Annotated in this window: 20 protein-coding genes and 1 tRNA gene; 16 read left to right on the plus strand and 5 right to left on the minus strand. The window is 74.0% G+C overall.

The genetic code is table 11. The annotated features are described in order from the left end of the window. Positions 1–40: 40 nt before the first annotated feature. Both AS188_RS00385 and upp read right to left on the minus strand, forming a co-directional pair. The gene (locus tag AS188_RS00385; RefSeq protein WP_058857174.1) at positions 41–865 is read right to left on the minus strand and encodes a winged helix-turn-helix domain-containing protein; all 825 of its coding nucleotides are present in this window, start codon (positions 863–865) and stop codon (positions 41–43) included. A gap of 493 nt (positions 866–1,358) precedes the next feature. Next, entirely contained in the window at positions 1,359–1,994 is a 636-nt protein-coding gene (gene upp, locus AS188_RS00390) for a uracil phosphoribosyltransferase (RefSeq protein WP_058857175.1), read from the minus strand. A gap of 109 nt (positions 1,995–2,103) precedes the next feature. Between upp and tadA the strand changes: the two genes are divergently transcribed. Continuing rightward, complete coding sequence (tadA, locus tag AS188_RS00395) at positions 2,104–2,673, plus strand: tRNA adenosine(34) deaminase TadA (RefSeq protein ID WP_373865634.1); 570 nt, start codon at positions 2,104–2,106, stop codon at positions 2,671–2,673. A gap of 29 nt (positions 2,674–2,702) precedes the next feature. Then, a tRNA-Ser gene (locus AS188_RS00400) sits at positions 2,703–2,792 on the plus strand. 49 nt (positions 2,793–2,841) lie between these two features. On the opposite strand, the gene AS188_RS00405 is transcribed toward AS188_RS00400, so the two are convergent. Then, positions 2,842–3,990 (minus strand): tyrosine-type recombinase/integrase, encoded by a 1,149-nt coding sequence (locus AS188_RS00405; protein WP_058857176.1) that lies wholly within the window; start codon positions 3,988–3,990, stop codon positions 2,842–2,844. Next, on the minus strand, positions 3,977–4,732 hold the full coding sequence (locus AS188_RS16280; RefSeq protein ID WP_211268307.1) for a helix-turn-helix domain-containing protein: 756 nt from the start codon (positions 4,730–4,732) through the stop codon (positions 3,977–3,979). Before AS188_RS16280 ends, AS188_RS00405 begins: the two co-directional genes overlap by 14 nt. 95 nt (positions 4,733–4,827) lie before the next feature. On the opposite strand from AS188_RS16280, the gene AS188_RS00415 reads away from it, so the two are divergent. The 8 genes from AS188_RS00415 (at position 4,828) to AS188_RS00450 (ending at position 9,706) form a co-directional block, all read left to right on the plus strand. After that, a complete protein-coding gene (locus AS188_RS00415; RefSeq protein ID WP_236945016.1) occupies positions 4,828–5,043 on the plus strand; it encodes a helix-turn-helix transcriptional regulator in 216 nt (71 codons plus the stop codon). Positions 5,044–5,168: 125 nt separating this feature from the next. After that, positions 5,169–5,777, plus strand: a complete 609-nt coding sequence (locus AS188_RS00420; RefSeq protein WP_058857177.1) for a hypothetical protein — start codon at positions 5,169–5,171, stop codon at positions 5,775–5,777. Between the two features lie 247 nt (positions 5,778–6,024). Continuing rightward, a complete protein-coding gene (locus AS188_RS00430) occupies positions 6,025–6,714 on the plus strand; it encodes a helix-turn-helix domain-containing protein (RefSeq protein ID WP_083529103.1) in 690 nt (229 codons plus the stop codon). 187 nt (positions 6,715–6,901) lie between these two features. Then, positions 6,902–7,057 (plus strand): hypothetical protein, encoded by a 156-nt coding sequence (locus tag AS188_RS16740; RefSeq protein WP_157570903.1) that lies wholly within the window; start codon positions 6,902–6,904, stop codon positions 7,055–7,057. Then, the gene (locus AS188_RS00435) at positions 7,054–7,377 is read left to right on the plus strand and encodes a hypothetical protein (RefSeq protein WP_058857180.1); all 324 of its coding nucleotides are present in this window, start codon (positions 7,054–7,056) and stop codon (positions 7,375–7,377) included. The genes AS188_RS16740 and AS188_RS00435 overlap by 4 nt, the downstream gene beginning before the upstream one ends. A gap of 126 nt (positions 7,378–7,503) precedes the next feature. Then, positions 7,504–7,899, plus strand: coding sequence for a WhiB family transcriptional regulator (locus AS188_RS17295; RefSeq protein ID WP_236945082.1), 396 nt, complete (start codon positions 7,504–7,506; stop codon positions 7,897–7,899). Positions 7,900–7,966: 67 nt separating this feature from the next. Then, positions 7,967–8,230 (plus strand): hypothetical protein, encoded by a 264-nt coding sequence (locus AS188_RS00445; protein WP_058857182.1) that lies wholly within the window; start codon positions 7,967–7,969, stop codon positions 8,228–8,230. A gap of 333 nt (positions 8,231–8,563) precedes the next feature. Beyond that, positions 8,564–9,706 carry a phage major capsid protein gene (locus AS188_RS00450; protein ID WP_058857183.1) on the plus strand — a complete coding sequence of 381 codons (1,143 nt, stop codon included), beginning with the start codon at positions 8,564–8,566 and terminating at the stop codon, positions 9,704–9,706. A 436-nt stretch (positions 9,707–10,142) separates the two neighbouring features. Here AS188_RS00450 and AS188_RS00455 read toward each other — a convergent pair whose 3' ends face one another. Further along, the gene (locus tag AS188_RS00455) at positions 10,143–10,778 is read right to left on the minus strand and encodes a hypothetical protein (RefSeq protein ID WP_147050616.1); all 636 of its coding nucleotides are present in this window, start codon (positions 10,776–10,778) and stop codon (positions 10,143–10,145) included. A gap of 567 nt (positions 10,779–11,345) precedes the next feature. Here AS188_RS00455 and AS188_RS00460 point away from each other — a divergent pair. The 6 genes from AS188_RS00460 to AS188_RS00485 all read left to right on the plus strand — a co-directional run bounded on the left by AS188_RS00460 (position 11,346) and on the right by AS188_RS00485 (position 22,467). Further along, on the plus strand, positions 11,346–12,176 hold the full coding sequence (locus AS188_RS00460; protein WP_058857185.1) for a thioesterase family protein: 831 nt from the start codon (positions 11,346–11,348) through the stop codon (positions 12,174–12,176). A gap of 126 nt (positions 12,177–12,302) precedes the next feature. After that, on the plus strand, positions 12,303–12,629 hold the full coding sequence (locus AS188_RS00465) for a 2Fe-2S iron-sulfur cluster-binding protein (protein ID WP_058857186.1): 327 nt from the start codon (positions 12,303–12,305) through the stop codon (positions 12,627–12,629). Between the two features lie 81 nt (positions 12,630–12,710). Beyond that, entirely contained in the window at positions 12,711–15,620 is a 2,910-nt protein-coding gene (locus AS188_RS00470) for an FAD-binding and (Fe-S)-binding domain-containing protein (protein ID WP_058857187.1), read from the plus strand. Positions 15,621–15,728: 108 nt separating this feature from the next. Then, positions 15,729–16,592, plus strand: a complete 864-nt coding sequence (locus tag AS188_RS17645) for a DUF4232 domain-containing protein (RefSeq protein ID WP_058857188.1) — start codon at positions 15,729–15,731, stop codon at positions 16,590–16,592. Then, positions 16,585–21,588, plus strand: a complete 5,004-nt coding sequence (locus AS188_RS00480; protein ID WP_058857189.1) for an Lhr family ATP-dependent helicase — start codon at positions 16,585–16,587, stop codon at positions 21,586–21,588. Before AS188_RS17645 ends, AS188_RS00480 begins: the two co-directional genes overlap by 8 nt. Positions 21,589–21,627: 39 nt before the next feature. Then, entirely contained in the window at positions 21,628–22,467 is an 840-nt protein-coding gene (locus AS188_RS00485) for a DNA-formamidopyrimidine glycosylase family protein (RefSeq protein ID WP_058857190.1), read from the plus strand. Positions 22,468–22,635 lie beyond the last annotated feature (168 nt).

Here is a 22,635-nt window from a genome sequence, read left to right on the forward strand (position 1 = left end):
CGCAGGGGCGGGGCCGGAGCCGGACGGGGAGCGGGCGGACTCAGATGGAGTACTCCGGGGCCGCCCAGACGACGACCTCGGGGTGCTCGTAGAAGCGGTAGCCCTGGCCTCGGACGGTGCGCACCGTGTTGGCCAGGCGCCCGAGCTTGGAGCGCAGCCGGCGGATGTGGACGTCGATGGTGCGCTCGTTGGGCACCTCCTCGGCGTCGCGCCAGAGGCTGGAGAGCAGCTCGTGACGGCCGACGGTGCGGCTGCCGTTCTCCACGAGGTAGTTCAGCAGCTCGAACTCCTTGAACGTGAGGTTCAGGACGCTGCCGTCCAGGAACACCTCGCGGCGGGAGAGGTCGATCAGCACGCCCGTGGACTGGCTGGTCCGGGTCTCGGAGGCCTGCGCCGGGGCCGCGGTGGCCGCGGGCCGGACCGTGCCGGTCGTCGGGTCGCCCAGGGCGTTGCGCACGACCTCGAGGTCGGTGCCCGGGGTCTCGGCCGGGGCCAGGGCCACGGCCGCGTAGGAGTCGGCCTGCGGGACGAGCTGCTGGGCGTAGGCGCGGATGCTCTGCACCATCTTCACCAGCGAGGTCCCGTGGGCGGCGGCGGTCTCCTCGTCGAGGCCCACGTAGATCACGAAGCCGCGGGCCTCGTGCTCCTGGGCGGGCGGCCGCGGCGGGGCCTCGCGCCGGAGCCGGTTGGGCAGCGGCTGCTCGCCGGGGGCGGTGGGCACGGCCCCGAGCGGGCCGCGCAGGCTGCGGTAGTCGGCCGGCGCCGCCGGCCCGCGGTCGTGGCCCGGCTGGGGGCGACGGACCCCGCGGGCCTCCCCCGCACGCGTGCGCTGGGAGATGTGGACGTATCCCGGTGTACCTGGCATCTGGCAGTCCCTCGTTCCTGCGTCGATCGGCGGACGGGTGCCCCGTCCGGATGCCCCGGAGGGCGACCGTGCCACCGGCGCCACGGTTCCGCCGATCCGTGGTCGAGGAGCTCACGATGAAGCTGCGAGCTTCCTGACAAGTGGCACGTTCTTCATCCTCCACCAGGCAGGACGGGCGCGCAAGAAACATTTTCGTCATTATCTCGCGATGTGAGACAACAGCGACGCCCCGTCGGCCGGAACGCCAAAATGAACCTCCTTCGTCAGCCCACTGCTCATGCCGTGTTCCGCATTTCACCGAGAATTCAACAGAACGGTCGGTCCGCGCGGTCGAATTGGACGTCATGCACGTATTGATCACCGTGTCAAGGGTGGAGTTTGGGAGACAGCGCTGTCTCAGCATCCGGACTGCTGTCCGGGACGACGAGGACCCGCCGAGCACCGTCGTGCTCGGCGGGCCCTCGCCCTCCGACCCGCTCCGGGCCGGGGTCGCTCAGTCCACGACGCCGTAGAGACGGTCGCCGGCGTCCCCCAGGCCGGGGACGATGTAGGCGTTCTCGTCGAGCTTCTCGTCGCGCGCGGCGAGGACGATGTTCACCTCCGAGTCCCCCAGCTCCTCCTCGAGGGCGGCGAGGCCCTCGGGGGCGGCGAGCAGGCACACGCACGTGATCTGCTCCGCGCCGCGGCGGTAGAGGAACTTGATCGCCTCGCGCAGCGTGCCGCCGGTGGCGAGCATCGGGTCGAGCACGAAGACCTGGCGCCCGGTGAGGTCGTCGGGCAGGCGCTCGGCGTAGGTGATGATGTCCAGCGTGTCCTCGTGGCGGGCCATCCCGAGGAAGCCCACCTCCGCGGTCGGGATCAGCCGGGTCATGCCCTCGAGCATGCCCAGACCCGCGCGCAGGATGGGCACGACCAGGGGCCGGGGCTTGGACAGCCCCACCCCGGCGGTCCGGGTGACGGGGGTGTCGATCTCCACGGGCTCGACGCGCACCTCGCGCGTGGCCTCGTAGGCGAGCAGCGTCACGAGCTCCTCGACGAGCAGGCGGAACACCGGGGACGTGGTGTTCCTGTCCCGGAGCACGGTCAGTTTGTGGGCCACCAGGGGGTGGTCGAGAACGGTCACTCGCATGGGCCAGAATTTACCACCGGGGTCCCGCGGTCCCCGACGGACCGGGGCCCCGGATCCGGCGCCCGCACGCGGGTCCCGAGCCCGCCCCGCCGACCGGAAGGAGCGCCCCGTGGCCCTGCCCCCGCGCACCCGGGACCAGGTCCGCGCCGAGCGGTGGATGCGCCTGGCCCTCGACGAGGCCGCGGCGGCCCCCGCCACCGGGGACGTGCCGATCGGCGCCGTCGTCGTCGGCCCGGACGGCACGGTGCTCGGGCGCGGGCGCAACCGCCGCGAGGCCGACGCCGACCCCACCGCCCACGCCGAGGTGCTGGCCCTGCGCGAGGCCGCGCGCACCCTGGGGTCGTGGCGGCTGGACGGCTGCACCCTCGTGGTGACGCTCGAGCCCTGCGCGATGTGCGCCGGGGCGATCGTGCTGGCCCGGGTGCCGCGGGTGGTGCTCGGCGCATGGGACGAGAAGGCCGGGGCGGCCGGCTCCGTGCTCGACGTCCTGCGCGAGCGCCGGCTCAACCACTGGGTGGAGGTCACCGGCGGGATCCTCGGGGAGGAGTGCGCCCGCCTGCTCCTGGACTTCTTCGCGGGCCACCGCCGGTCCCCGCGCGCCCCCGGGGCAGGACCGGGGGACGACGACGGCGCCCCGCCGCGCTGCTCCCCCGGCCCGCCCCCGGGTTTTGGCGCTTGAGCGCTCCGGCCGGTACAGTACTGCGAGCTGGTGACGTGTCCGAGCGGCCGAAGGTGCATCACTCGAAATGATGTTTGGTGTGAAAGCCAACGAGGGTTCAAATCCCTCCGTCACCGCCAGTCGGGAAGGCCCGTTATCCCTTGTCAGACAGGGGATAGCGGGCCTTTCTCATGCCTGACGGGCGTCTCGTGGACGCATTCTGGACACAACGGCACCAGACACTGCGTGATCCAGAGCGTCCGCAACAGCGTTCAGGTCCTCATCGAACAGGTCCGCGTAGACGTCCAGGGTCATCGCCGCCGAGGAGTGCCCGAGCATCCGCTGCACTGCCTTCACGTTCGCGCCGGCCGACACAGCGAAGGCCGCGGCCGTGTGCCGCAGATCGTGCGGCGTGATCCGCGGGGCACCGGCGGCCTCGAGCGCGGCCGCGAACCAGCTGTGATTGTCCTTATGCACCCGCGCTGAGCGCATGTGCGCACCGTCGGGACCCGGGAACAGCAGATCGTCCGGGCCCTTCCCCGCCACCTGATCCCTGAGCAGCTCCCCGAGGAACCGTGGGAACGGCACCGAGCGGGCCTTGTGTCCCTTGGGGGTGCCCTCATGGATGCGCCCGCCGAGCTCCACGGCGTTGCGGTGCACATGGAGGCGCCGCGCCAGCATGTCTACGTCACCCACCCGCAGCGCCACGGCCTCGCCCCAGCGCAGCCCGCAGTAGGCCAGCACGAGCACCAGCGCCGGATGCTTCGACGCATCGGCCACCGCGTGCACGAGCTCGTGCGAGAGGTAGACGTGCGGCTTGCGCCGCTTCCGCGGCAGATCGGATACCCCGCGGGCCGGATTCACCGACAGCCGGCGATCCTTCACCGCGTCATCAAGGATGCCGGCCAGCACCCCGTAAGCGCGCACGACCGTCGTGGCCGACTTCGGCCTCAACGGGGGCACCGCGCGCTCATCTCCCGTGGACAGTCTCGTGACCCATGCCTGCACCTCTGTGGTGCGGATCGACGCCACCGGCCGCCGCCCCCACTCCGGCTCCACATGGTTGCGCCAGGCCGCCTCCAGCGGGCGGAACGATGACGGCTTCAGCACGCGCTTGCGCTCCACCCACTCCGGCCCCAGCTCCCCTACCGTGACCCGACCGGCGCTCGCATCGACGTACTCGCCCCGATTCTTCGACGTCTCAAGAGCAGACGCGTAGGCCTGGGCGTCCCGTCGCGTCTTGAAGCCTCGCTTCGACCCTTCCGAGTGATCCGGCTTGCGGAAGCGGACACGGTAGCGTCGGCCGGCCTTCGTCTCATACGACTCAATTGAGGCCATCGATCCCCCCTCGTTCGACCACTCCCTGCAAGTGCTGCACCGACTCCATCAGCCGCTTAATCTCCCGCACCACATGGCCCCGCCACAGGTTCGGGTCCTCATCCGCGTCGACGTCCGGCGCCCAGAAGGGCTCAGGCGCTTCGAGGGGCTCCTTCATCACGGTTTCACCAGTCGCATCACAGACGTACACCGGGCCGTCTGCCTGTCGCAGCACATCGTGGAAGGTGCTCAGAGGCCCCCAGGAACCGACTTCGTCCCTGAACACCAAGCGAGCTACGTAGTCATCAACCTCTTCCGGCGTCTTGGTCCGGCCCGGATCGGCCTGAGACCGCACCAAGGACAACGGCGCCTCGCCCATCGACGCTGCCCGCTCAAGCAGCACCTGCCGCTGCTCGGGCAACGGCTCCAATCCGTTGAGCCAAGCGCCGAGGACCTCGAGCGGCGCCTCCTCCGTACCTGTCAGCCGGCCCTCGCGTTCATCCGGAGGTAACAGGAGTCGATTGGGATGCACGCCGAGAACGACGGCGAGCGCGGAGAGGTCATCAACGTCGACGCGCCGCTCCCCTGACTCGATTCGTTGCAGGGCGCTCGCTGACATCGGATGTCCGAGCGCATCCAACTGCGCAGACAGCGTTCGCAGCGGCATCGACCCGCGCAGGGCCCGGAGGTTTGTTGCCACGTTCGCGGCCGTGGACCCCATTGGGTTCCCCCGCTGACGCTGACCGTCCTGTTTCGATCCCATATAAGCAACGGTACATGCCTTATTGACAACAACAAAGATGCACAGTTATCTTCGCAGAACAAGGGACACAAGTCCCGAAACAGGCAACAGGAGGAATGATGCTCAACGACACCAGTCAGCTCCTCACCCCCGCAGAGCTGGCCAAGCACCTGCACTCGGCCCCGGCGACACTCGCCCAGTGGCGCTACCGCGGGAAGGGCCCCAAGTTCGTGAAGGTCGGACGGAAGGTCCTGTACCGCGCCAGCGACGTGAACGACTGGATCGCCGCGCAGACCGTTCAGGGAACAGCGGAGGGAGGCGCCGCAGCGTGAGCGCCCTCGCCGTCCTACCTCACCCCCGATACGACGAACGGCCCGGAATCCCCTGCCAAGAGAACGTCCGAGCCGCAGTCGTGACCCAGCGACACCCCCGATTCGCTCAGGAAGGCTGCCAAGTCATGTCCGAGAATACCCCCGCCCCCGACACCCGCCCGGCCCGCAAGTTCTTCGTCCCGGCGGCCTGGACCCCCGTCCTGGACCCGGACGCCGGCCCCGACGCATCGCCGGCCTACTTCCACGCGGCCGCGCACGGCTCCGTGTCCTCGACATGGGCCCACGATGAGGGCTTCCGCTACTGCATCGAGGGCGGTCCCGTTGAGCTCACGACCACCGAGGCCGAGGCACTCCTCGGCAACATCATGCGAGCGCTGCACACGGCCCGCACCACGGCCGCGCTCATCGCCGAGGGCCTGGCCGCCGCCATCGTCGGCCGGCCTGAATCCCTCGGCCTGCACAGCCTCACGGCCCCCGAGCGCGACGAGAGCGATGGTTCTCTGCTGAGCTTCCAGCTGCCCGCCCACGGGCCCGTGGTGACCCTCTGGGACCCGGAAGACGGCTTCACCTACTTCGTCGCGGACTGCCTTGAACTGGACGGCTTCGGCGCTCGCCGCCTCGCCGGCGCTCTCCAGGAGGCCATGAAGGCCAACGCCGCCGCCCGGTTCGCCATGGAGGACATTGCCGCCCGGTACGCGGCCGGCGAGAACCTCGAGGGGGTCGAGTGGCGATGACGACGATGTACACCCCCGCGTGCAACTACCGGGGCCGCGGTGCGGACCGTGCCGAGGACCTCGAGTTCCTCGTGGCGATGGGGACTCCCGTGTGCGAAATCCTCGCCCGCCTGGGCTTCTCCTCCGCCGAGGCGGCCCGTCAGGTGGCAATCCGTCACGGGAAGCGGGAAGCGGAGCTGTACCTCAACCCCCACACCGCATCCGAGCGAGCAGCCCGGGCGCAGAAGCGGAAGGAGGCCGGGCGAGCATGTCAGCAATGGACTCAGAGCACGTCTGGGACGTCCCCGGACTGAACCTTCAGGAGAAGGGACTGCTGGTCTTCATCACGACCAAGGCCAATCGCCGGGACGGAATGCGCATGTGGTGGTCACAGGCGCAGATAGCCGAACAGACCGGCTGCTCCCGCGAAACCGTGAAGCGCGTCCTGCGCACTCTGGAGCGGCGAGGCTTCATCAGTCGGGAACCGCGCTACTTCGAAGCGGACGGCGGAGGAACATACCGCGGCGCCGACTTCATCACCGTGCACCTGCATCGGATGCTCGAGGCCACCGCCCAGGCTGACTCTGAGCCCAAGGGGGGTGGGGTCCCACAGACCGGGGGTGGGGTCCCACAGACCCCGCCCCCGGGTCTGTCAGACCCCACCCCCGGGTCTCACAGACCCGAGGGGTGGGGTCTGACAGACCTAGCAGAACCCGGGAACTTAACCCAGGAAGGAACCCAGGAAGAGAACCCTGGAATCGAACCCGCTTCAGCGTCACCAGGGCCGGCGGGCGCCTCGCGCGACGGTGGAGAAGATCAGCAGCTCCCGGGACAGACGGACGTGCTCGATGAGGTCGACTACGAGGGCCAAGACGATCCGGGGCCGATGACCCTCGAGGACGAACGGAAGCGGCAGATGGATGCACTGGCCGCGCTGATGGGAGGTCGAGCAGCATGAACCCCCACATCGACCGTGACCGCACCGACCTCGGCTTGGCCCGTCTGCCCGAGGAGCCGGCCCCGGCGGGCCACGCCTGCCGGGACGGCTGGCTCGGGGATGACGATGCTCCCCGCCCGTGCCCGGTCTGCCGCCCGCACCTGATCCGCCGCCCGGACGGCTGGCGCATCCGCCGAGACGAACGCCGATGACCCCCGCCCGGAGAGACCGCACCCCGCCGGCGCTCGCCGCCGTGGAAGCCGAGGACCGCGACACGGCGGTGCGCGTGCAAGCGCTGGCCCTGGAGCAGCTGCTGCACCCCGAGCTCACCGACCACGACCCCAACCACGAGGAGCCCCGATGACCTACACCGATCCCGCGCACACCACCGGCCAGGACCGCGCCGAGCAGCTGCTGGCCGACCCGCTCGCGCACCTGTTCGCCCTCGAGGACCTGGAAGCCGCCGCCGAGCTGCTCGAGCGCCTGGCCGCCGTCCGGAACGCCGAACACCAGGAGACCGGCATCGGTGCCCCGGACGCCGCCGGCGGCCTCGCGGCCAACGCCGCCCTGCACACGGCCGCCGAGCAACTGCGCGCCGCCGGCCGCTTCCGCGGCGTCCCCGCCGCCGGCCTCGCCCACCTGCGCACGCTCACCGCCCGCGAGCGCGGTGAGCGTGACGCGTGAGCGCCATCGTCTTCCCCGCCCTGGACGTCGCGCACGCGCTCGCGGCCCTCCTCGCCGGCCTGATCGGCTGAGCCTCCTCACCCCCGGAGTTCCCGCCCCTCACGCCCCTGGAAGGACCCGCCCGTGATGTTCGACCCGGACGACCTGGACCCCGCACCGTTCGAGGAGGACCAGGAGCCGCAGGAGCCTGCTCTGCCGCAGATGCTCCCCGCCCCACAGCCCGTCCCGGCCCCGCCGGACGCGGCCGCCCACGAGGAGTTCCTGGCCCTGCTCGAGGTGCTCATGGCCGCCGGGTGCCTGATCCCGTGCCTGGCCGCCGAGGACCGCACCCCGTGGCTTGCCGACGGCCGCCACGCCTCAGCCGCAGCCGCCCGCGCCTGCCAGGACTGCCCCGCCCTCACCGAGTGCGCCGCCTACGCGCTCGCCGCCCAGGAGCCCTCCGGGGTGTGGGGCGGCATGACCCTCACCGACCGCACCGCCACCCGATCCCGATCCATCACCCGAAAGGTTGCCGCAGCATGAGAACCACACCCCAACCCACCCACCGAGCCAAGGCCCGAGCCCGTCGACGGAACAGGAAGATGACCCGATGACCACCAACGCCTCCACCCCCGAGCAGCTCAACGCCGCTCTGCGCGCCGTGCGCCTGATCCGCGCCCACCTCGGCAACGACACCACCGCCGCCCGCCACGTCCTCGACGAGCTCGCCGCCGACCCGGCCCCCGGGGCGGCCGCCGGCCTGATCCTCGCGCTGACCGCTGACGCCGCGGACATGGCCACCGCCCTCGCCGGCGGAGACCGACAGCTCGCCTCCGATCACCTGGCCATCGCCGCCGCCGAACTGGACTTCTGAACCGTGAGCGCGCGACAACACGTCCGCACCCGCCAGTAGACTGAACCCCGAGATCACCGATCTCGTCTCTGATGGTGAGGAGACGTTCCCCCGGGCAACCGGGGGAACACCCCACCACCAACCCCAGCGCCACACCGGCGACCGAGGAACCCCACCAAAGGGTCAAGGCCACCAGGAGACGCCGAGACGGCCAGACCCGCCAGCCCCGCGGCCAACGAGGAGCCCCCACCGGGCCAAGTCCGCCAGCACCAACAGGGCCCGCGCAGCGTCCCGCCAGTCCAATCCCCAGCACACCGCCGGCGCTCGCCGGCATACCGATTGGACCTGCACACCATGAAGACTCTCAAGGAGCTCGAGGACGAGGCCAAGGGCCTGCTCGCCCAGCACCGCGCCGGCACCCTCACCTCGGAGCAGCTGCCCCGCCTGAAGGCGCTGCCGAACGAGATCGCCGCGGCCAAGGCCCACGCGGCCAAGGCCGCCGAGGCCGAGCAGATGCTCGCGGCCCTGGACGGCGGGCACGATCCCCGCCCCGGGGCGGCCGGTGTGAAGACCGGCCCCCGCCTCTCCCGGGCCGTGTTCGCCAAGGCGGCACTGGACGTGGCCAAGAAGATGACCACCACCGGCGCCGGACAGATCGAGGCGAAGTCCCCGCTGGGCACCACCTACACCGCGCCGCTGGCCGGTCTGGCCGTGGTGGCCGCGACCGAGGACCTCACCGCCCGCAACGTCGTCGGCCGCCTCACCCTCGTGGAGCGGGCCGAGCGGCACTACTCGTACGTGCGCCAGACCGCGGTGGAGAACAACGCCGCGGTCGTCCCCGAGGGCCAGCTCAAGCCGACCTCCACGTTCCGCGTGGAGCAGGTGCCGGCGCAGCTGCACGTCGTCGCCCACCTGTCCGAGCCCGTCGACCAGATGGTCCTCGAAGACCTGCCCACCGTGGCGCAGCTGGTCCAGGACACCATGCTCCGCGGGGTGCTCAACGCCGTGGACGACCAGCTGATCACCGGCACCGGCGTGGCCCAGCTGACCGGCCTGGACAACACCAGCGGGGTCCTCGTGGTCCCGCACACCGGCACCCCGCTGAACACCATCCGCCGGGCCATCACCGCCCTGCGCGTGAACGGCACCGTGCCCGACACCCTCGTGCTGCACCCCAGCGACTACGAGGCGATCGAGACCACCACCCTCACCACCGGCGCCTACCTCCTCGAGTCCGGCCCGGTGAACCTCGGGGCCGGGACCCTGTGGGGTGTGCCCGTGGTGCAGTCGACCTCGGTCGCCGTCGGCCAGGCCTACGCGCTCGACTCGAAGCAGCTCACGCTCTCGACCGACACGCAGGGCATCCGCGTGGCCGCGAGCAACACCAGTGGTGATGACTTCGAGCGCAACCGCGTGCGGTTCCGCGTCGAGGGACGCTTCAACCTCGACGTGCTCCAGCCCTCCGCGGTCGCCCGCGTGGACCTCACCGCCGCCTGAGCGCACCAGCACCACACGAGAGCCCCAGCGCCCCGCTCCCGGGGTGCTGGGGCTCTCCTCGTGCCCGCTACAGGCAGTGCCGGCGGTGCTGCCGGTGTCTCCGGCGCCGGTGCACGACGATGCCGGCGGTGTGCGGGTGCGGTGCCGACAAGGGGTCCCTGTTGGGGTGGGGGGTGCAAAATCTCAGGAATCGAGAGTGCGGCTGACTTCCCACCGGTAGTGGGCCCACAAACACACGACCCCCTACCCCCATCGCGCGCTTACGCGCGTGCGCGCGCGCGAGGCGCACCCCACCCGCCAGAACCTGCCCACCACACACGCCCGTTGCCGCCTCTCGCGCCCGAACAGCCACCGGATGCACCCCGGGAGGTCCGACCCCCTCCCAGGCCCGCACAGAGGCGCACAGCGCCGCGCCCCCTCCGCGCTTCATGCCTGCCTACTTCCTGGGGAACCGCCAGCGGGCACGCGGCTTACGACCCCAAGGCAGTGTCGCCGGCGTCCTGCCCTCCCGGAGCAAGGAACGGTGCAACCGTTCAGCGCGGCGCAATGCCCGAGCCCGCGACCAGGGGAACGCAACCGGGTCCATCGCTTCGATGAGTCGAGCGGTGAGGTCGATCAGCTGGCCGGCGGACCGCTCGAGTGCGGAGTCACCTCCGCCCCTCCGGTTGTGCGCGGTGATCACCTCCGCGGCCCACTTGGCTAGATCGGTGAAGATCGGGTACAGCCGATTGGCCCGCATGTTGGCAGGCAAAGAGACCTCACCGCTCGTGAGCTTGCGCGCCGCTGTCGGATCAGGCATCGGCTGGAACCCTGACGATCCGAGCTTCAGAGGCTGCTCGACCATGCGCAGCGTGGCGCCGCAGTTGGCCAGTCGGCCCTTGAGGTCCCTGGCGAGTTCGTACTGCTGCTTCAGCCAGTCCTTGCGGGCCTCCAGCCATGGGGCGCACAGGTAGTTGAAGATCACCGTGGTGAAGAGCGCGACCACGATGGAGACGGCGCCGCTGAACAGCGCCGCGGAGCCGATACCGGCGGTGATGGACTGGACGGTGAGCTCGGGGGGAGGTGTAGCCACAAGTCGACTCTGGACCAGCACAGCCTCCCACGGGGAGAGCGGGTGCCGTGTCGCAGAGCACCCGAGAGTTCCGGCTCCGGGGAAGCGGTGCCCGCAGTCTCCTCGGCCGGCCCTTTCGAACCGGCCCGTGAAGAAGGTTCCCATCGCCGGGAGACTCCCGGACAGCAGCGCGTAAGCATCTCATGGCCGCGATTTGGACACAGAATGGACACACTGAGCGCGAACAACGGTGATCTACAGCGTTCTAGATCGTTGCTATTTCGGCCCTGAGGCTCACCACGTCTCGGTTAGGGAGGTTTCAAATCCCTCCGTCACCGCCGATTGAGAAGGCCCCTGCTCCTCGAGGAGCAGGGGCCTTCCGCGTGCCCGCCCCACGGGGCCCTACCCCGGCGCCGAGTGACCACGGAACAGGCGAGTGACCACGGCACGGCGTGGTCACTCGCCTGTTCCGTGGTCACTCGGGCGGGGAGCGGCGAGCGCCGGGGGCGGCCCGGGGGCCGGGCGGCTACCGTGGGGGCGGTCACAGGACCCGCACCGCGGCGGGCCGGACGGGAAGGAGCACGGAGCATGACGCAGACGGCACGGACGGCGGGCCACCTCGGGCTGGACGGCGAGGAGGTCCCCGACGCGTACTTCGTGCGCCTGGACGCGACGCGCTTCCGCTCGACCCTGCACTCCCAGGGCGCCTGGAACGACCACGAGCAGCACATGGGTGCGGCCTCCGGCCTGCTCGCCCACGCCCTCGAGGCGAACCACCCCCGCGAGGACATGGTGGCGGTGCGCTTCTCCTACGACATCCTCGGCCTGATCCCCGGCGGGGAGATCGAGGTGACCACCCGGGTGGTGCGCCCCGGCCGGACCATCGAGCTGCTCGAGGCCGTGATGAGCCACGGCGGGCGCTCCTGCATCCGGCTGAGCACGTGGCGGCTGGCCCGCGGGGAGACCGCCGCGCTGGCGGGCACGCACCGCGAGCCGCTGCCCCCGGTCGCCCAGGCCCCCGCGGCGGACATGCGCTCCCGGTGGCCGGGCGGCTACATCGCCTCCCTCGAGGGCCGCAGCGTGGTCGGGCACCGGCCCGGCCGGGCGGCGATGTGGCTGCGGGCCCCCCACGCCGTCGTCGCCGGGGAGGAGTCCTCGGCCACGGCGCGGTTCCTCACCGCGGTCGACGCCGCCAACGGCATCGCGGTGCGGGTGGCCCCGCACGAGGCGGCGTTCCCCAACGTCGACCTGGGCGTGCACCTGCTGCGCGAGCCCGTCTCCGGCTGGGTGGGCCTGGACACCGACGTCAGCTTCACCGCGCAGGGGACGGGCCTGACCTCCTCCGCGCTGCACGACGAGGCCGGCTACCTCGGCCAGGTCGCCCAGGCCCTGACGGTCCGCCCCTTCCCCGCGACCTGACCCCGCGGCCTCGCCCATGGCCCGCCCCGGTGCCGTGCCCGTCCGGGGCCGCGGGCGGGCGACCGTACAATGGGGCGGGATTTCCGACGTCGAGACCGGGCGCCAGCGCGCCCCAGGAGGCCAGCAGTGAGCAGCATCACCGTCACCGTGATCGACCGCGAGGGCAACCGCACCGAGGGCGTGGACTGGAAGAGCCACGAGAGCCTCATGGAGGCCCTCACCCGGCACAAGTACCCCATCCTGGCCACGTGCGGCGGCAACGCCTCCTGCTCGACGTGCCACTCCTACCTGGACCCGGCCTCCTTCGCGAAGTCCGGGGAGATCGGCGACGAGGAGGAGGACCTGCTCGACATGCTCGACGACACCCGGCACGAGACCTCCCGGCTGAGCTGCCAGGTCGAGTGGGCCGAGGATCTCGACGGCGCCGAGGTCACCATCGCCCCCGAGTGGTGAGCCGGAGCCCCTGACCCGGGGACCCCGCCCACCGACCCGCCCCACCGGAGCCCGGCCGCCGCGCCGCGCAGGAGATGGACCATGACCGAGATCCGTGACGACCTGACCACGCGCGCCGCCTACGTCTCCGACGCGTCCCTCTACCGCCGCCTGCCCGAGGCCGTGGCCGAGCCCCGCGACGCCGGGGAGGTGCGCGAGCTGCTGGCGCTGGCGCGGGAGCGCGGCTGGTCGGTCGTCCCGCGCGGCGGGGGCACCTCCGTGGCGGGCAACGCGATCGGCGAGGGCCTCGTCATCGACACCTCGCGGCACTTCAACCGGATCCTCTCGATCGACCCCGAGGCCATGACGGCCGTCATCGAGCCCGGGGTCGTGTGCGACCAGCTGCGGGCGGCGGCCGCCGAGTTCGGCCTCACCTACGGTCCCGACCCCTCGACGCACTCGCGGTGCACGATCGGCGGGATGGTCGCCAACAACGCGTGCGGCTCCCACTCCGTGGCGTGGGGCACCTCCGCGGACAACCTCGTGGCGCTGACCGTGATGCTCGCCGACGGCCGGGAGGTCGAGCTGCGCGCGGGCGGGACCTCAGACCCGCAGCTGGACCGGGCGCTGACGGAGCTGCGCGACCGGCACCTGGCGATGCTGCGCACGGAGCTGGGCCAGTTCCCCCGGCAGGTCTCGGGCTACGGGCTGCACTACCTGCTCGGGGAGAGGGGCTTCGACACCGCCAAGGCCTTCGCCGGCTCCGAGGGCACGTGCGGGATCATCACCCGGCTCACGGTGCGCCTGGTCCGCAGGCCCGCGCACACCGCCCTGGCCGTGCTGGGCTTCGAGGACGCCTTCGAGGCCGCGACCGCCGCCCCGAAGCTGCGCGTGCCGGGGGTGCACACGATCGAGGGCATGGGCGCGGACCTGCTCGAGGCCCTGCGCACCCGCCCGGGCCAGGAGCACGCCGGCGGCGAGCTGCCCCGCGGCGGCGGCTGGCTCTACTGCGAGATCGGCGCGGACACCCTCGAGGAGGCCGAGGCCGCGGCCCGGGCCCTGCCGGGGCTCGTGCCGGAGAACGTCGTGGACGCCGTGATCGTCACCGACGCCGACCGGGCCCGCGGGCTGTGGCGGATCCGCGAGGCCGGGGCCGGCATCGTCACCCGCCTGCCCGACGGCGGGGAGGCCTGGCCCGGGTGGGAGGACTCCGCGGTCCCGCCCGAACGGCTGGGGGAGTACCTGCGCGACCTCTACGCCCTGCTGCACGAGCTGGGCCTGACCGGCATCCCGTTCGGGCACTTCGGGGAGGGCTGCGTGCACATCCGCATCTCCTTCGACTTCACCGACGACGCCGGGGTCGCGGCCTACCGCACGTTCATCGAGCGCGCCGCGGCCCTCGTGCACCGCTACGGCGGGTCGGTCTCCGGCGAGCACGGCGACGGCCGCGCCCGCTCCGAGCTGCTGGGCACCATCTACTCCCCCGAGGCGCTGTCGGCCTTCGCCGCGTTCAAGGCCGCCTTCGACCCCGACGGGCTGTTCAACCCCGGGGTGCTGGTGGACCCCGAGCCGATCGACCGGGGCATCCGCCCCGGTCCCGGGGCCCGCACCTTCGACCTCACACCCGTGCACGCGTTCTCCCGCGACGGCGGCTCCTTCGCCGGGGCCGTCAACCGGTGCGTGGGCGTGGGCGCCTGCCGCTCCGACGCCGGGGCGATGTGCCCGTCCTTCCAGGCCACCCGCGACGAGGTGCACTCGACCCGCGGCCGCGCCCGCGCCCTGGCCGAGATGCTGCGCGGGGAGTCCGTCACGGACGGGTGGAGGTCGAAGGAGACCCTCGAGGCCCTCGACCTGTGCCTGTCCTGCAAGGCCTGCGCCACCGAGTGCCCTGTCAACGTGGACATGGCCACCTACAAGGCGGAGTTCCTGCACCACCACTACGGCCAGGGCCTGCGCTCCTTCCTGGGGCGCAACCGCCGGCCCATGGCCCAGTTCACGATGGGCTGGATGCCGCTGCTGATGCGGGTCGTGGAGAAGGTCCCCTTCGCGTTCCGGGCGATCAACGTGGCCGAGTCCTTCCGTCCCGTCGAGGAGCTGACCAAGCGCCTGGGCGGGATCGAGCGGAAGCGGCGGATGATCTCGTTCGTCGACCGTCCGCTGACCCGCTGGTTCCGGGACCGCCGGGCGGAGGGGCACCGCCCCGGCGACGACGCGGCGGGCCGGCCGACCGTCGTGCTGTGGCCCGACACCTTCACGAACTTCGCCGCCGACGCCCCCGGCAGGGCCGCCGTGGAGGTCCTCGAGGCGATGGGCTACCGCGTGCTGCTGCCCATGGACAACGTGTGCTGCGGGCTGACCTGGCACTCCACCGGCCAGCTGGACATGACGCAGAAGGTCCTGCGCGACACCCTCGACGTCATGGCGCCCCTGCTCGAGGCCGGCTACCCGGTGATCGGCCTGGAGCCCTCCTGCACCGTGATGCTGCAGGACGAGATCACCGAGCTGCTGCCCGGGGACCCGCGGGCGGCCCGGGTCGCCGAGCTCACCACCACGCTGGGCGCCTTCACCGCCCGCCACCTCGCCGAGGGCGGCCCCTGGCCGTTCCGGGAGCTGGCCACCGAGGCAGGCCCGGCCGCGGCCGTGTGCCAGGTGCACTGCCACCAGCAGTCGATGCTGGGCTACGGCCCCGAGCTCGAGGTGCTGGCGAAGCTCGGCGTGGACACCGCCGTGGTCGGCGGGGGCTGCTGCGGCCTCGCCGGCAACTGGGGCTTCGAGCCCGGCCACTACGAGGTCTCCCAGCGCCTCGGGGAGCGGGAGCTGTTCCCCGCGATCCGCGCCGCCGCGGACGGGACCATCGTGCTGGCCGACGGCTTCTCCTGCCGCACCCAGATCGCCCAGGGCACCGGCGCCGAGGGGGTCCACCTCGCCCAGGTGCTGCGCGCGGCCCTGCCGCCGGATCCCGCCCCGGGGACCCCGCCGGGAGCCGCTGCGGGGACCGCCCCCGCGCCGTAGCCGCTCCCGGGGCGTGTCGGTGCCCGGACCTACACTGGGAGCCCCGGGCAGGGCAGGCCTCCTCGGGGCGTGGTCGCCCACGACGTCCCCCGAGGAGGAGCTCCCCCCATGACCCCGGCCGTCCCCCCGCCCCCGCCCGCCCCCGCGGCCTCCGCCCGCCGTCCCGTGCTGGGCGCGCTCGCGCTCGCCTCCCTGCTGGCCCTCACCGCCTGTGCCGGCGGCGCCGAGGAGCCGGCCCCCGCCCCGGACGGCACCGCCGCGACCGCCTCCGGGGAGGACGCCTCGGGCCCCGCCCCCGCCGGGGCGGCGCCCGGGACCTCCCCGACGGCCGGCGGGGGGACGTCCGCCCCCGGCGAGGAGCCCGCGGACGGGACCGCGGGCCGGACCGGGGCGCCGGAGCCCGGCGACGGGAGCACCGGCGCCGCGACGGACCGGGACGGCGGCCCGGACGGCCCGGCGGGCGGGGACGGCCCGGCGGAGGAGGACGCCCCCGCCGGGAACGCCGCCGACCGCCCGGAGGGCTCGGCCGCCGCGATCCCGCCCGCCGGGGCCCACCGGGCGGACGGCGTGTGCCGGCTGCCCGACCTCGACGTCGCGGCCGCACCGGCCGGCGGGGCCGCCGGGTCCGTGTGGGTCGAGCTGACCGTGACCAACACCGGGCAGGACCCGTGCCGGGTCGCCGGCTACCCCGGCGTGTCCTTCGTGGACGGCACCGGCGCGCAGATCGGTGCGGCCGCCGAGCGGGACACCGGCGTGCCGGGCACCGGGGGGACCCTGGCCCCCGGCGGCTCCGCGACCGCCGCCCTGCGGATCGGCCAGGCCGCCGTGCACCCCGGCTGCGGGGCCCGCCCCGCGGCGGGCCTGCGCGTCTACCCGCCCGAGAACACCTCCTCGGTCGTGGTGCCCCTGCCGGTGCAGGCGTGCGCCGCCCCGGGCGTCCAGCAGCTCGAGGTCCAGGGGTTCGGTGGCTGAGCCCGCGCTCCGGCTGTTCACCGAGCCCACCCGGACCTGGTTCGAGGGGGCCTTCAGCGCCCCCACCGCCGCCCAGGAGGGGGCGTGGCGGGCGGTCGCGGCCGGGCACCACGCCCTCGTCGTCGCCCCCACGGGCTCGGGCAAGACCCTGGCCGCGTTCCTGTGGGCCCTCGACCGGTTCGTCGCCGACGCCCCCGCCGGCGGGTCCGCGCCGGATCCGGCCGCGGAGACGCCGCCGGCCGGGACGGGCAGCCTGCGGCAGCGGGCCCGCGCCGCCGCGGAGGGACCCCGGCCGGGCACCCGCGTCCTCTACGTCTCCCCCCTGAAGGCCCTCGGCGTGGACGTGGAGCGCAACCTGCGGGCCCCGCTGATCGGCATCGCCCAGACCGCCCGCCACCAGGGCCGCCCGGCGCCGGAGGTCAGCGTGGGCGTGCGCTCCGGGGACACCCCGCAGGCGGTGCGCCGGGCCCTGCTGAGCAGCCCCCCGGACATCCTCATCACCACCCCCGAGTCGCTGTACCTCATGCTCACCTCCAAGGCGCGGGAGACGCTGACGGGCGTGGAGACCGTGATCGTCGACGAGGTCCACGCGGTGGCCGGCACCAAGCGCGGGGCCCACCTGGCCGTGACCCTGGAGCGGCTGGACGCCCTGCTGGAGCGGCCCGCCCAGCGCATCGGGCTCTCCGCGACCGTCGAGCCGATCGAGACCGTGGCCCGGTTCCTCGGCGGCCGGGAGCCGGTCGCGGTCGTGGCCCCGGAGGCGGAGAAGCGCTGGGACCTCACCGTCTCGGTCCCCATCCCGGACATGACCGTGCTCGGCGGGCCGGCCGCGTCCCCGTCCCTGGCGGGCTCGGCCTTCGGCGACGACGACCTCGACTCCCTCGGCCCGCAGGCGAGCGCCTCGATCTGGCCCCACGTCGAGGAGCGGGTCGTGGACCTGGTCCTGGCCAACCGGGCCACGATCGTCTTCGCCAACTCCCGCAGCCTGGCCGAGAAGCTCACCGCCCGGCTCAACGAGATCCACGCCTTCCGCCTCGAGCACGCCGCCGGGGGGACCGCCGCGGACCCGGGCGCGGACGCCGGTCCCGGAGCGGAGGCCGCGGACCCGGGCACGAGGTCCTCCGGCGGCGCCCCGCGCCCGGTCGGCGAGGTCCTGCGCGAGACGCTCGCGGACGGTGCCGGCGGTCCCCGGGGCGGACCCGCTCCGGGGACCGCCCCGGCGGGCCCGGCCGCGGGGCCGGCCCGCCAGCACGGCCGCTACGAGGGCGCCGACCCCGTGCTGGCCCGCGCCCACCACGGGTCGGTGTCCAAGGACCAGCGCGCCCTGATCGAGGACGACCTCAAGACCGGGCGGCTGCGCTGCGTCGTGGCGACCTCCTCCCTGGAGCTGGGCATCGACATGGGCGCCGTGGACCTCGTGGTGCAGATCGAGGCCCCGCCCTCGGCGGCCTCGGGCCTGCAGCGGGTCGGGCGCGCCGGCCACCAGGTCGGGGAGGTCTCGCGGGGCTGGCTCTACCCCAAGCACCGCGGGGACCTGCTCGACGCCGCCGTGACGGTCGAGCGGATGCTGCAGGGCCGGATCGAGCCGCTGGCGATCCCCGCCAACCCCCTCGACGTCCTCGCCCAGCACACGGTCGCCGCGAGCGCCCTGGGCCCCCTGGACGTCGAGGAATGGCTCGACGTCGTGCGCCGCTCCGCGCCGTTCCTGTCCCTGCCCCGCTCGGCGTTCGACGCCGTCCTGGACCTGCTCTCGGGCCGCTACCCCTCGGACGAGTTCGCCGAGCTGCGCCCCCGCATCGTCTGGGACCGCGAGACCGGCACGATCGAGGGCCGCCCCGGCGCGCAGCGCCTGGCCGTGACCTCCGGCGGCACCATCCCCGACCGCGGCCTGTTCGCCGTCTACCTCGTGGGCGAGCAGGACGGGAAGAACTCCCGGCGGGTGGGCGAGCTCGACGAGGAGATGGTCTACGAGTCGCGCGTGGGCGACGTCATCGCCCTGGGCGCCTCCAGCTGGCGGATCGAGGAGATCACCCACGACCGGGTGATCGTCTCCCCCGCCCCCGGCGTGCCCGGCAAGCTGCCGTTCTGGCACGGCGACGGCCCCGGCCGGCCCGTGGAGCTGGGCCGGGCGGTGGGCCGGTTCGTGCGCGAGGTCGCCGGGGCCGCCCCGGAGCAGGCCCGGGCCCGGCTGAGCGCGGCCGGGCTCGACGAGTGGGCCGCCGACAACCTGCTCGCCTACCTCGCCGAGCAGCAGGAGGCCGTGGGGCAGATGCCCTCCGACCGGCTCTTCGTCGTCGAGCGCTTCCACGACGAGCTCGGCGACTGGCGGGTCGTGCTCCACTCCCCCTTCGGGATGCCCGTGCACGCCCCGTGGGCGCTGGCGGTGGGCGCCCGGCTGCAGGAGCGCTACGGCCTCGACGGCGCCGCCCAGGCCGCCGACGACGGGATCGTGCTGCGCGTGCCGGCCATGGAGGACGAGCCCCCCGGCGCGGAGCTGTTCCTGTTCGACCCCGACGAGCTCGAGCTTCTCGTCACCGAGCAGGTGGGCGGCTCGGCGCTGTTCGCCTCCCGGTTCCGGGAGTGCGCCGCCCGTGCGCTGCTGCTGCCCCGGCGCGACCCCGGCCGCCGCACCCCGCTGTGGCAGCAGCGCCAGCGCTCCGCCCAGCTGCTCGACGTCGCCCGGAAGTACCCGCAGTTCCCGATCATCCTGGAGACGGTGCGCGAGTGCCTCCAGGACGTCTACGACCTGCCGGCGCTGCAGGAGCTGCACCGGGCCGTGGAGCGCCGGGCGATCCGGGTCGTGGAGACGACCACGGAGCAGCCCTCACCCTTCGCCCGGACCCTGCTGTTCGGCTACGTCTCCCAGTTCCTCTACGAGGGGGACTCGCCGCTGGCCGAGCGCAAGGCCGCGGTGCTGTCCCTGGACACCGCCCTGCTCAACGAGCTGCTGGGCCGGGCCGAGCTGCGGGAGCTGCTCGACCCGGAGGTCATCGAGCGCACGGGCGCGGAGCTGCAGCGGCTGGCCCCGGACCGGCGGCTGCGCGGGGCCGAGGGCGCGGCGGACCTGCTGCGCCTGCTCGGGCCGCTGAGCGCCGCCGAGGCCGCCCGCCGCCTCCAGGACCCGGAGGACCCGGAGCGTGCCTGCCCCGAGGAGATCGCCCGGGCCTGGCTGGAGCAGCTCGTGGCCGCCAACCGGGCGCTGCGGGTGCAGCTGCGCGGGGTCGAGTCCTGGGCGGCGATCGAGGACGCCGCCCGCCTGCGCGACGCCCTGGGGGTGCCCCTGCCCATGGGCGTGCCGCTGGCGTTCGTCGAACCGGTCGAGGACCCCCTGGCCGACCTCGTGGCCCGCTACGCCCGCACGCACGGGCCCTTCACCGCCGAGGAGGCCGCCGGGGCCCTGGGCCTGGGCGTGGCGGTCGTGCGCACCACCCTCGAGCGCCTCGGCGCCGAGCGGCGCGTGGTGGAGGGCGAGTTCCGCCCCGCCGAGCTGCTGGCCGGGCGCGGGCTGCGCGCGGGCGCCGAGTGGTGCGAGGCCGAGGTGCTGCGCCGGATCCGGCGCCGGTCACTGGCCGCGCTGCGCCGCGAAGTCGAGCCCGTCGCGGGCCGGGTCTACGCCCGCTTCCTGCCCGCCTGGCAGCACGTGGGCCGCGGCAACCAGCTGCGCGGCGAGGACGGGGTGCTCACGGTCGTCGACCAGCTCGCGGGCACGGCCGTGCCCGCCTCGGCGTGGGAGCCGCTCGTGCTCGCCGCCCGCGTGGCCGACTACCGGCCCGAGCTGCTGGACGAGCTCACCGCCTCCGGCGAGGTCCTGTGGGCCGGGGCCGGGTCCCTCGCCGGCGACGACGGGTGGGTGTCGCTGCACCTGAGCGAGGCCGCCGCCCTCACCCTGCCGCCGGCCGAGGTCCTCGCCGAGCGCGCCGCGTTCCTCGGCTCCGCCCTCGAGCGGCGGGTCCTGGAGGCCCTGGGCACCGGCGGCGCCTGGTTCTTCCCCCAGCTGCTGGCCCGCCTCGACGCGACCGGGGAGCCCGTGCCCGCCGGGGAGCTGACCACGGCCCTGTGGAACCTCGTGTGGGCCGGGCTCGTCACCAACGACACGTTCCTGCCGGTGCGCTCGCTGCTCGCCGGCGGCCGGGCCGCCCACCGGCACGGACCGCGCACCCCGCGGGGCCGCTCCACCGTCCGGCGCGGGGCGGCCCGGCTGCGCTCCGGCACCGGCCCGCGCCCCGGCGGCCCTGCCGCGGGCCGGGCGGGGGCCGGCGTGCTCGAGCGCCACGACGCCCCCCTCGTGGCCGGGCGCTGGTCCCGCCTGGACCCCGAGCCGCTGGAGCCCACGCTGCGCGCCTCGGCCACCGCCGAGCTGCTGCTGGACCGCTACGGGGTCGTGACCAGGGGCCCGGTCGCGGTCGAGGAGGTCCCCGGCGGCTTCGCCACGATGTACAAGGTGCTCTCCACCCTGGAGGACACCGGCCGGGCCCGGCGCGGCTACTTCGTCGAGGGCCTCGGCGCCGCCCAGTTCGCCCAGCCGGCCACGGTCGACCACCTGCGCGGGTTCAGCACCGACGACCAGGTCCGCCCGGAGGAGCCGGTGGTCCTCGCCCTGGCCGCGACCGACCCCGCCAACCCGTACGGGGCTGCCCTGGAGTGGCCGCAGCCGGTGGCCGCCCCCGCCCCGGACGGGGGTGCGGCGGCCCCGGGGCGGCACCGGCCCGGGCGCAAGGCCGGCGCCGTCGTCGTGCTCGTCGACGGGACGCTGGTCCTCTACGTCGAGCGCGGCGGGCGCACGGTGCTCGTCTTCGACGACGACGCCGCGGCCGTGGCCGCCGCCGGTCCCGCGGTGGCCGAGACGGTCCGGCGCGGGGCCGTGGACAAGCTCACCGTGGAGAAGGTCAACGGCGCGGAGGTCCTCGGCCCCGGCCCCCTCGAGACCGCCGTGCGCGAGGCCCTGCTGGCCGGCGGGTTCTACTCGACCCCGCGCGGGCTGCGGATGCGCCGGTGAGCGCGCCGCGGCCCGGGCCCCGCCCCGGAGGAGGACCCCGTGCCCGAGGGTGACACCGTCTACCGCCAGGCCGCGCTGCTGCGCCGCGCCCTCGCCGGGCAGGTGCTCGTGCGCAGCGACCTGCGCTTCCCGTCGATCGCGACCGCCGACCTCTCCGGCCGGACCGTCACCGAGGTCGTGCCCCGCGGCAAGCACCTGCTGGTGCGCACCGACGGCGGCCCGGAGGGGCTGACCCCGCTGAGCCTGCACTCGCACCTGCTCATGGAGGGCATGTGGCACGTCTACCCGCGCGGGGCGCGGTGGCGGCGGCCCGGCCACCAGGCCCGGGCGGTCCTGGAGACGGCCCGGGCCCAGGCGGTCGGCTTCGACCTCGGGATGCTCGACCTCGTCCCCACCGCCGGGGAGGACGAGGTCGTGGGCCACCTCGGCCCGGACCTGCTGGGCCCCGACTGGGACCGGGCCGCGGCCCTCGGCCGGCTGGCGGCGGTGCCGGGGCGGCGCATCGGGGCGGCGCTGATGGACCAGCGCAACCTCGCTGGGATCGGCAACGTCTACCGCAACGAGGTGCTCTTCCTCGGCCGGGTCCACCCCTTCACCGCGGTCGCCGACGTCCCGGACCCCGGGGCGCTCGTGGACCTCGCGCACCGGCTGCTGCACGTCAACCGCGACCGCTCCCAGCGCTCCACCGTGGGCGGCCCGGCCCGGCGCGGGGAGCAGTTCTGGGTCTACGGCCGGGGCCGGCAGCCCTGCCGCCGCTGCGGGGCGAGGATCACGGAGGCCCGCATCGACGACGCCGAGCTCGGACCCGGCCGCCCCGGCCCCGGCCCGCCCCGCGACCGGGCCGTGTGGTTCTGCGAGCGCTGCCAGCCCCGGGCCTGACCGCCGGGGCGGGCGAGGTCTTATCCTGGGAGCGCCGCAGCCGCGGCACCGACCACGAGGAGACCACCATCGACACCACTGTGCTCGACACCGCCTACTTCCCGGCCCCCGAGGACGGGACGGACGGCGACGAGTTCCGCAGCGCCTCGCGCGCGTCCGCGGCGGCGC

Source organism: Kocuria flava (assembly GCF_001482365.1).
GTDB classification, from domain to species: Bacteria; Actinomycetota; Actinomycetes; order Actinomycetales; family Micrococcaceae; genus Kocuria; species Kocuria flava.

Coding starts and splice junctions, on each gene's coding strand:
- AS188_RS00385 (WP_058857174.1), bottom strand. CDS start 865: ATGCCAGGTACACCGGGATACGTCCACATCTCCCAGCGCACGCGTGCG.
- upp (WP_058857175.1), bottom strand. CDS start 1,994: ATGCGAGTGACCGTTCTCGACCACCCCCTGGTGGCCCACAAACTGACC.
- AS188_RS00405 (WP_058857176.1), bottom strand. CDS start 3,990: ATGGCCTCAATTGAGTCGTATGAGACGAAGGCCGGCCGACGCTACCGT.
- AS188_RS16280 (WP_211268307.1), bottom strand. CDS start 4,732: ATGGGATCGAAACAGGACGGTCAGCGTCAGCGGGGGAACCCAATGGGG.
- AS188_RS00415 (WP_236945016.1), top strand. CDS start 4,828: ATGATGCTCAACGACACCAGTCAGCTCCTCACCCCCGCAGAGCTGGCC.
- AS188_RS00420 (WP_058857177.1), top strand. CDS start 5,169: ATGTCCGAGAATACCCCCGCCCCCGACACCCGCCCGGCCCGCAAGTTC.
- AS188_RS00430 (WP_083529103.1), top strand. CDS start 6,025: ATGTCAGCAATGGACTCAGAGCACGTCTGGGACGTCCCCGGACTGAAC.
- AS188_RS16740 (WP_157570903.1), top strand. CDS start 6,902: ATGACCCCCGCCCGGAGAGACCGCACCCCGCCGGCGCTCGCCGCCGTG.
- AS188_RS00435 (WP_058857180.1), top strand. CDS start 7,054: ATGACCTACACCGATCCCGCGCACACCACCGGCCAGGACCGCGCCGAG.
- AS188_RS17295 (WP_236945082.1), top strand. CDS start 7,504: ATGTTCGACCCGGACGACCTGGACCCCGCACCGTTCGAGGAGGACCAG.
- AS188_RS00445 (WP_058857182.1), top strand. CDS start 7,967: ATGACCACCAACGCCTCCACCCCCGAGCAGCTCAACGCCGCTCTGCGC.
- AS188_RS00450 (WP_058857183.1), top strand. CDS start 8,564: ATGAAGACTCTCAAGGAGCTCGAGGACGAGGCCAAGGGCCTGCTCGCC.
- AS188_RS00460 (WP_058857185.1), top strand. CDS start 11,346: ATGACGCAGACGGCACGGACGGCGGGCCACCTCGGGCTGGACGGCGAG.
- AS188_RS00470 (WP_058857187.1), top strand. CDS start 12,711: ATGACCGAGATCCGTGACGACCTGACCACGCGCGCCGCCTACGTCTCC.
- AS188_RS17645 (WP_058857188.1), top strand. CDS start 15,729: ATGACCCCGGCCGTCCCCCCGCCCCCGCCCGCCCCCGCGGCCTCCGCC.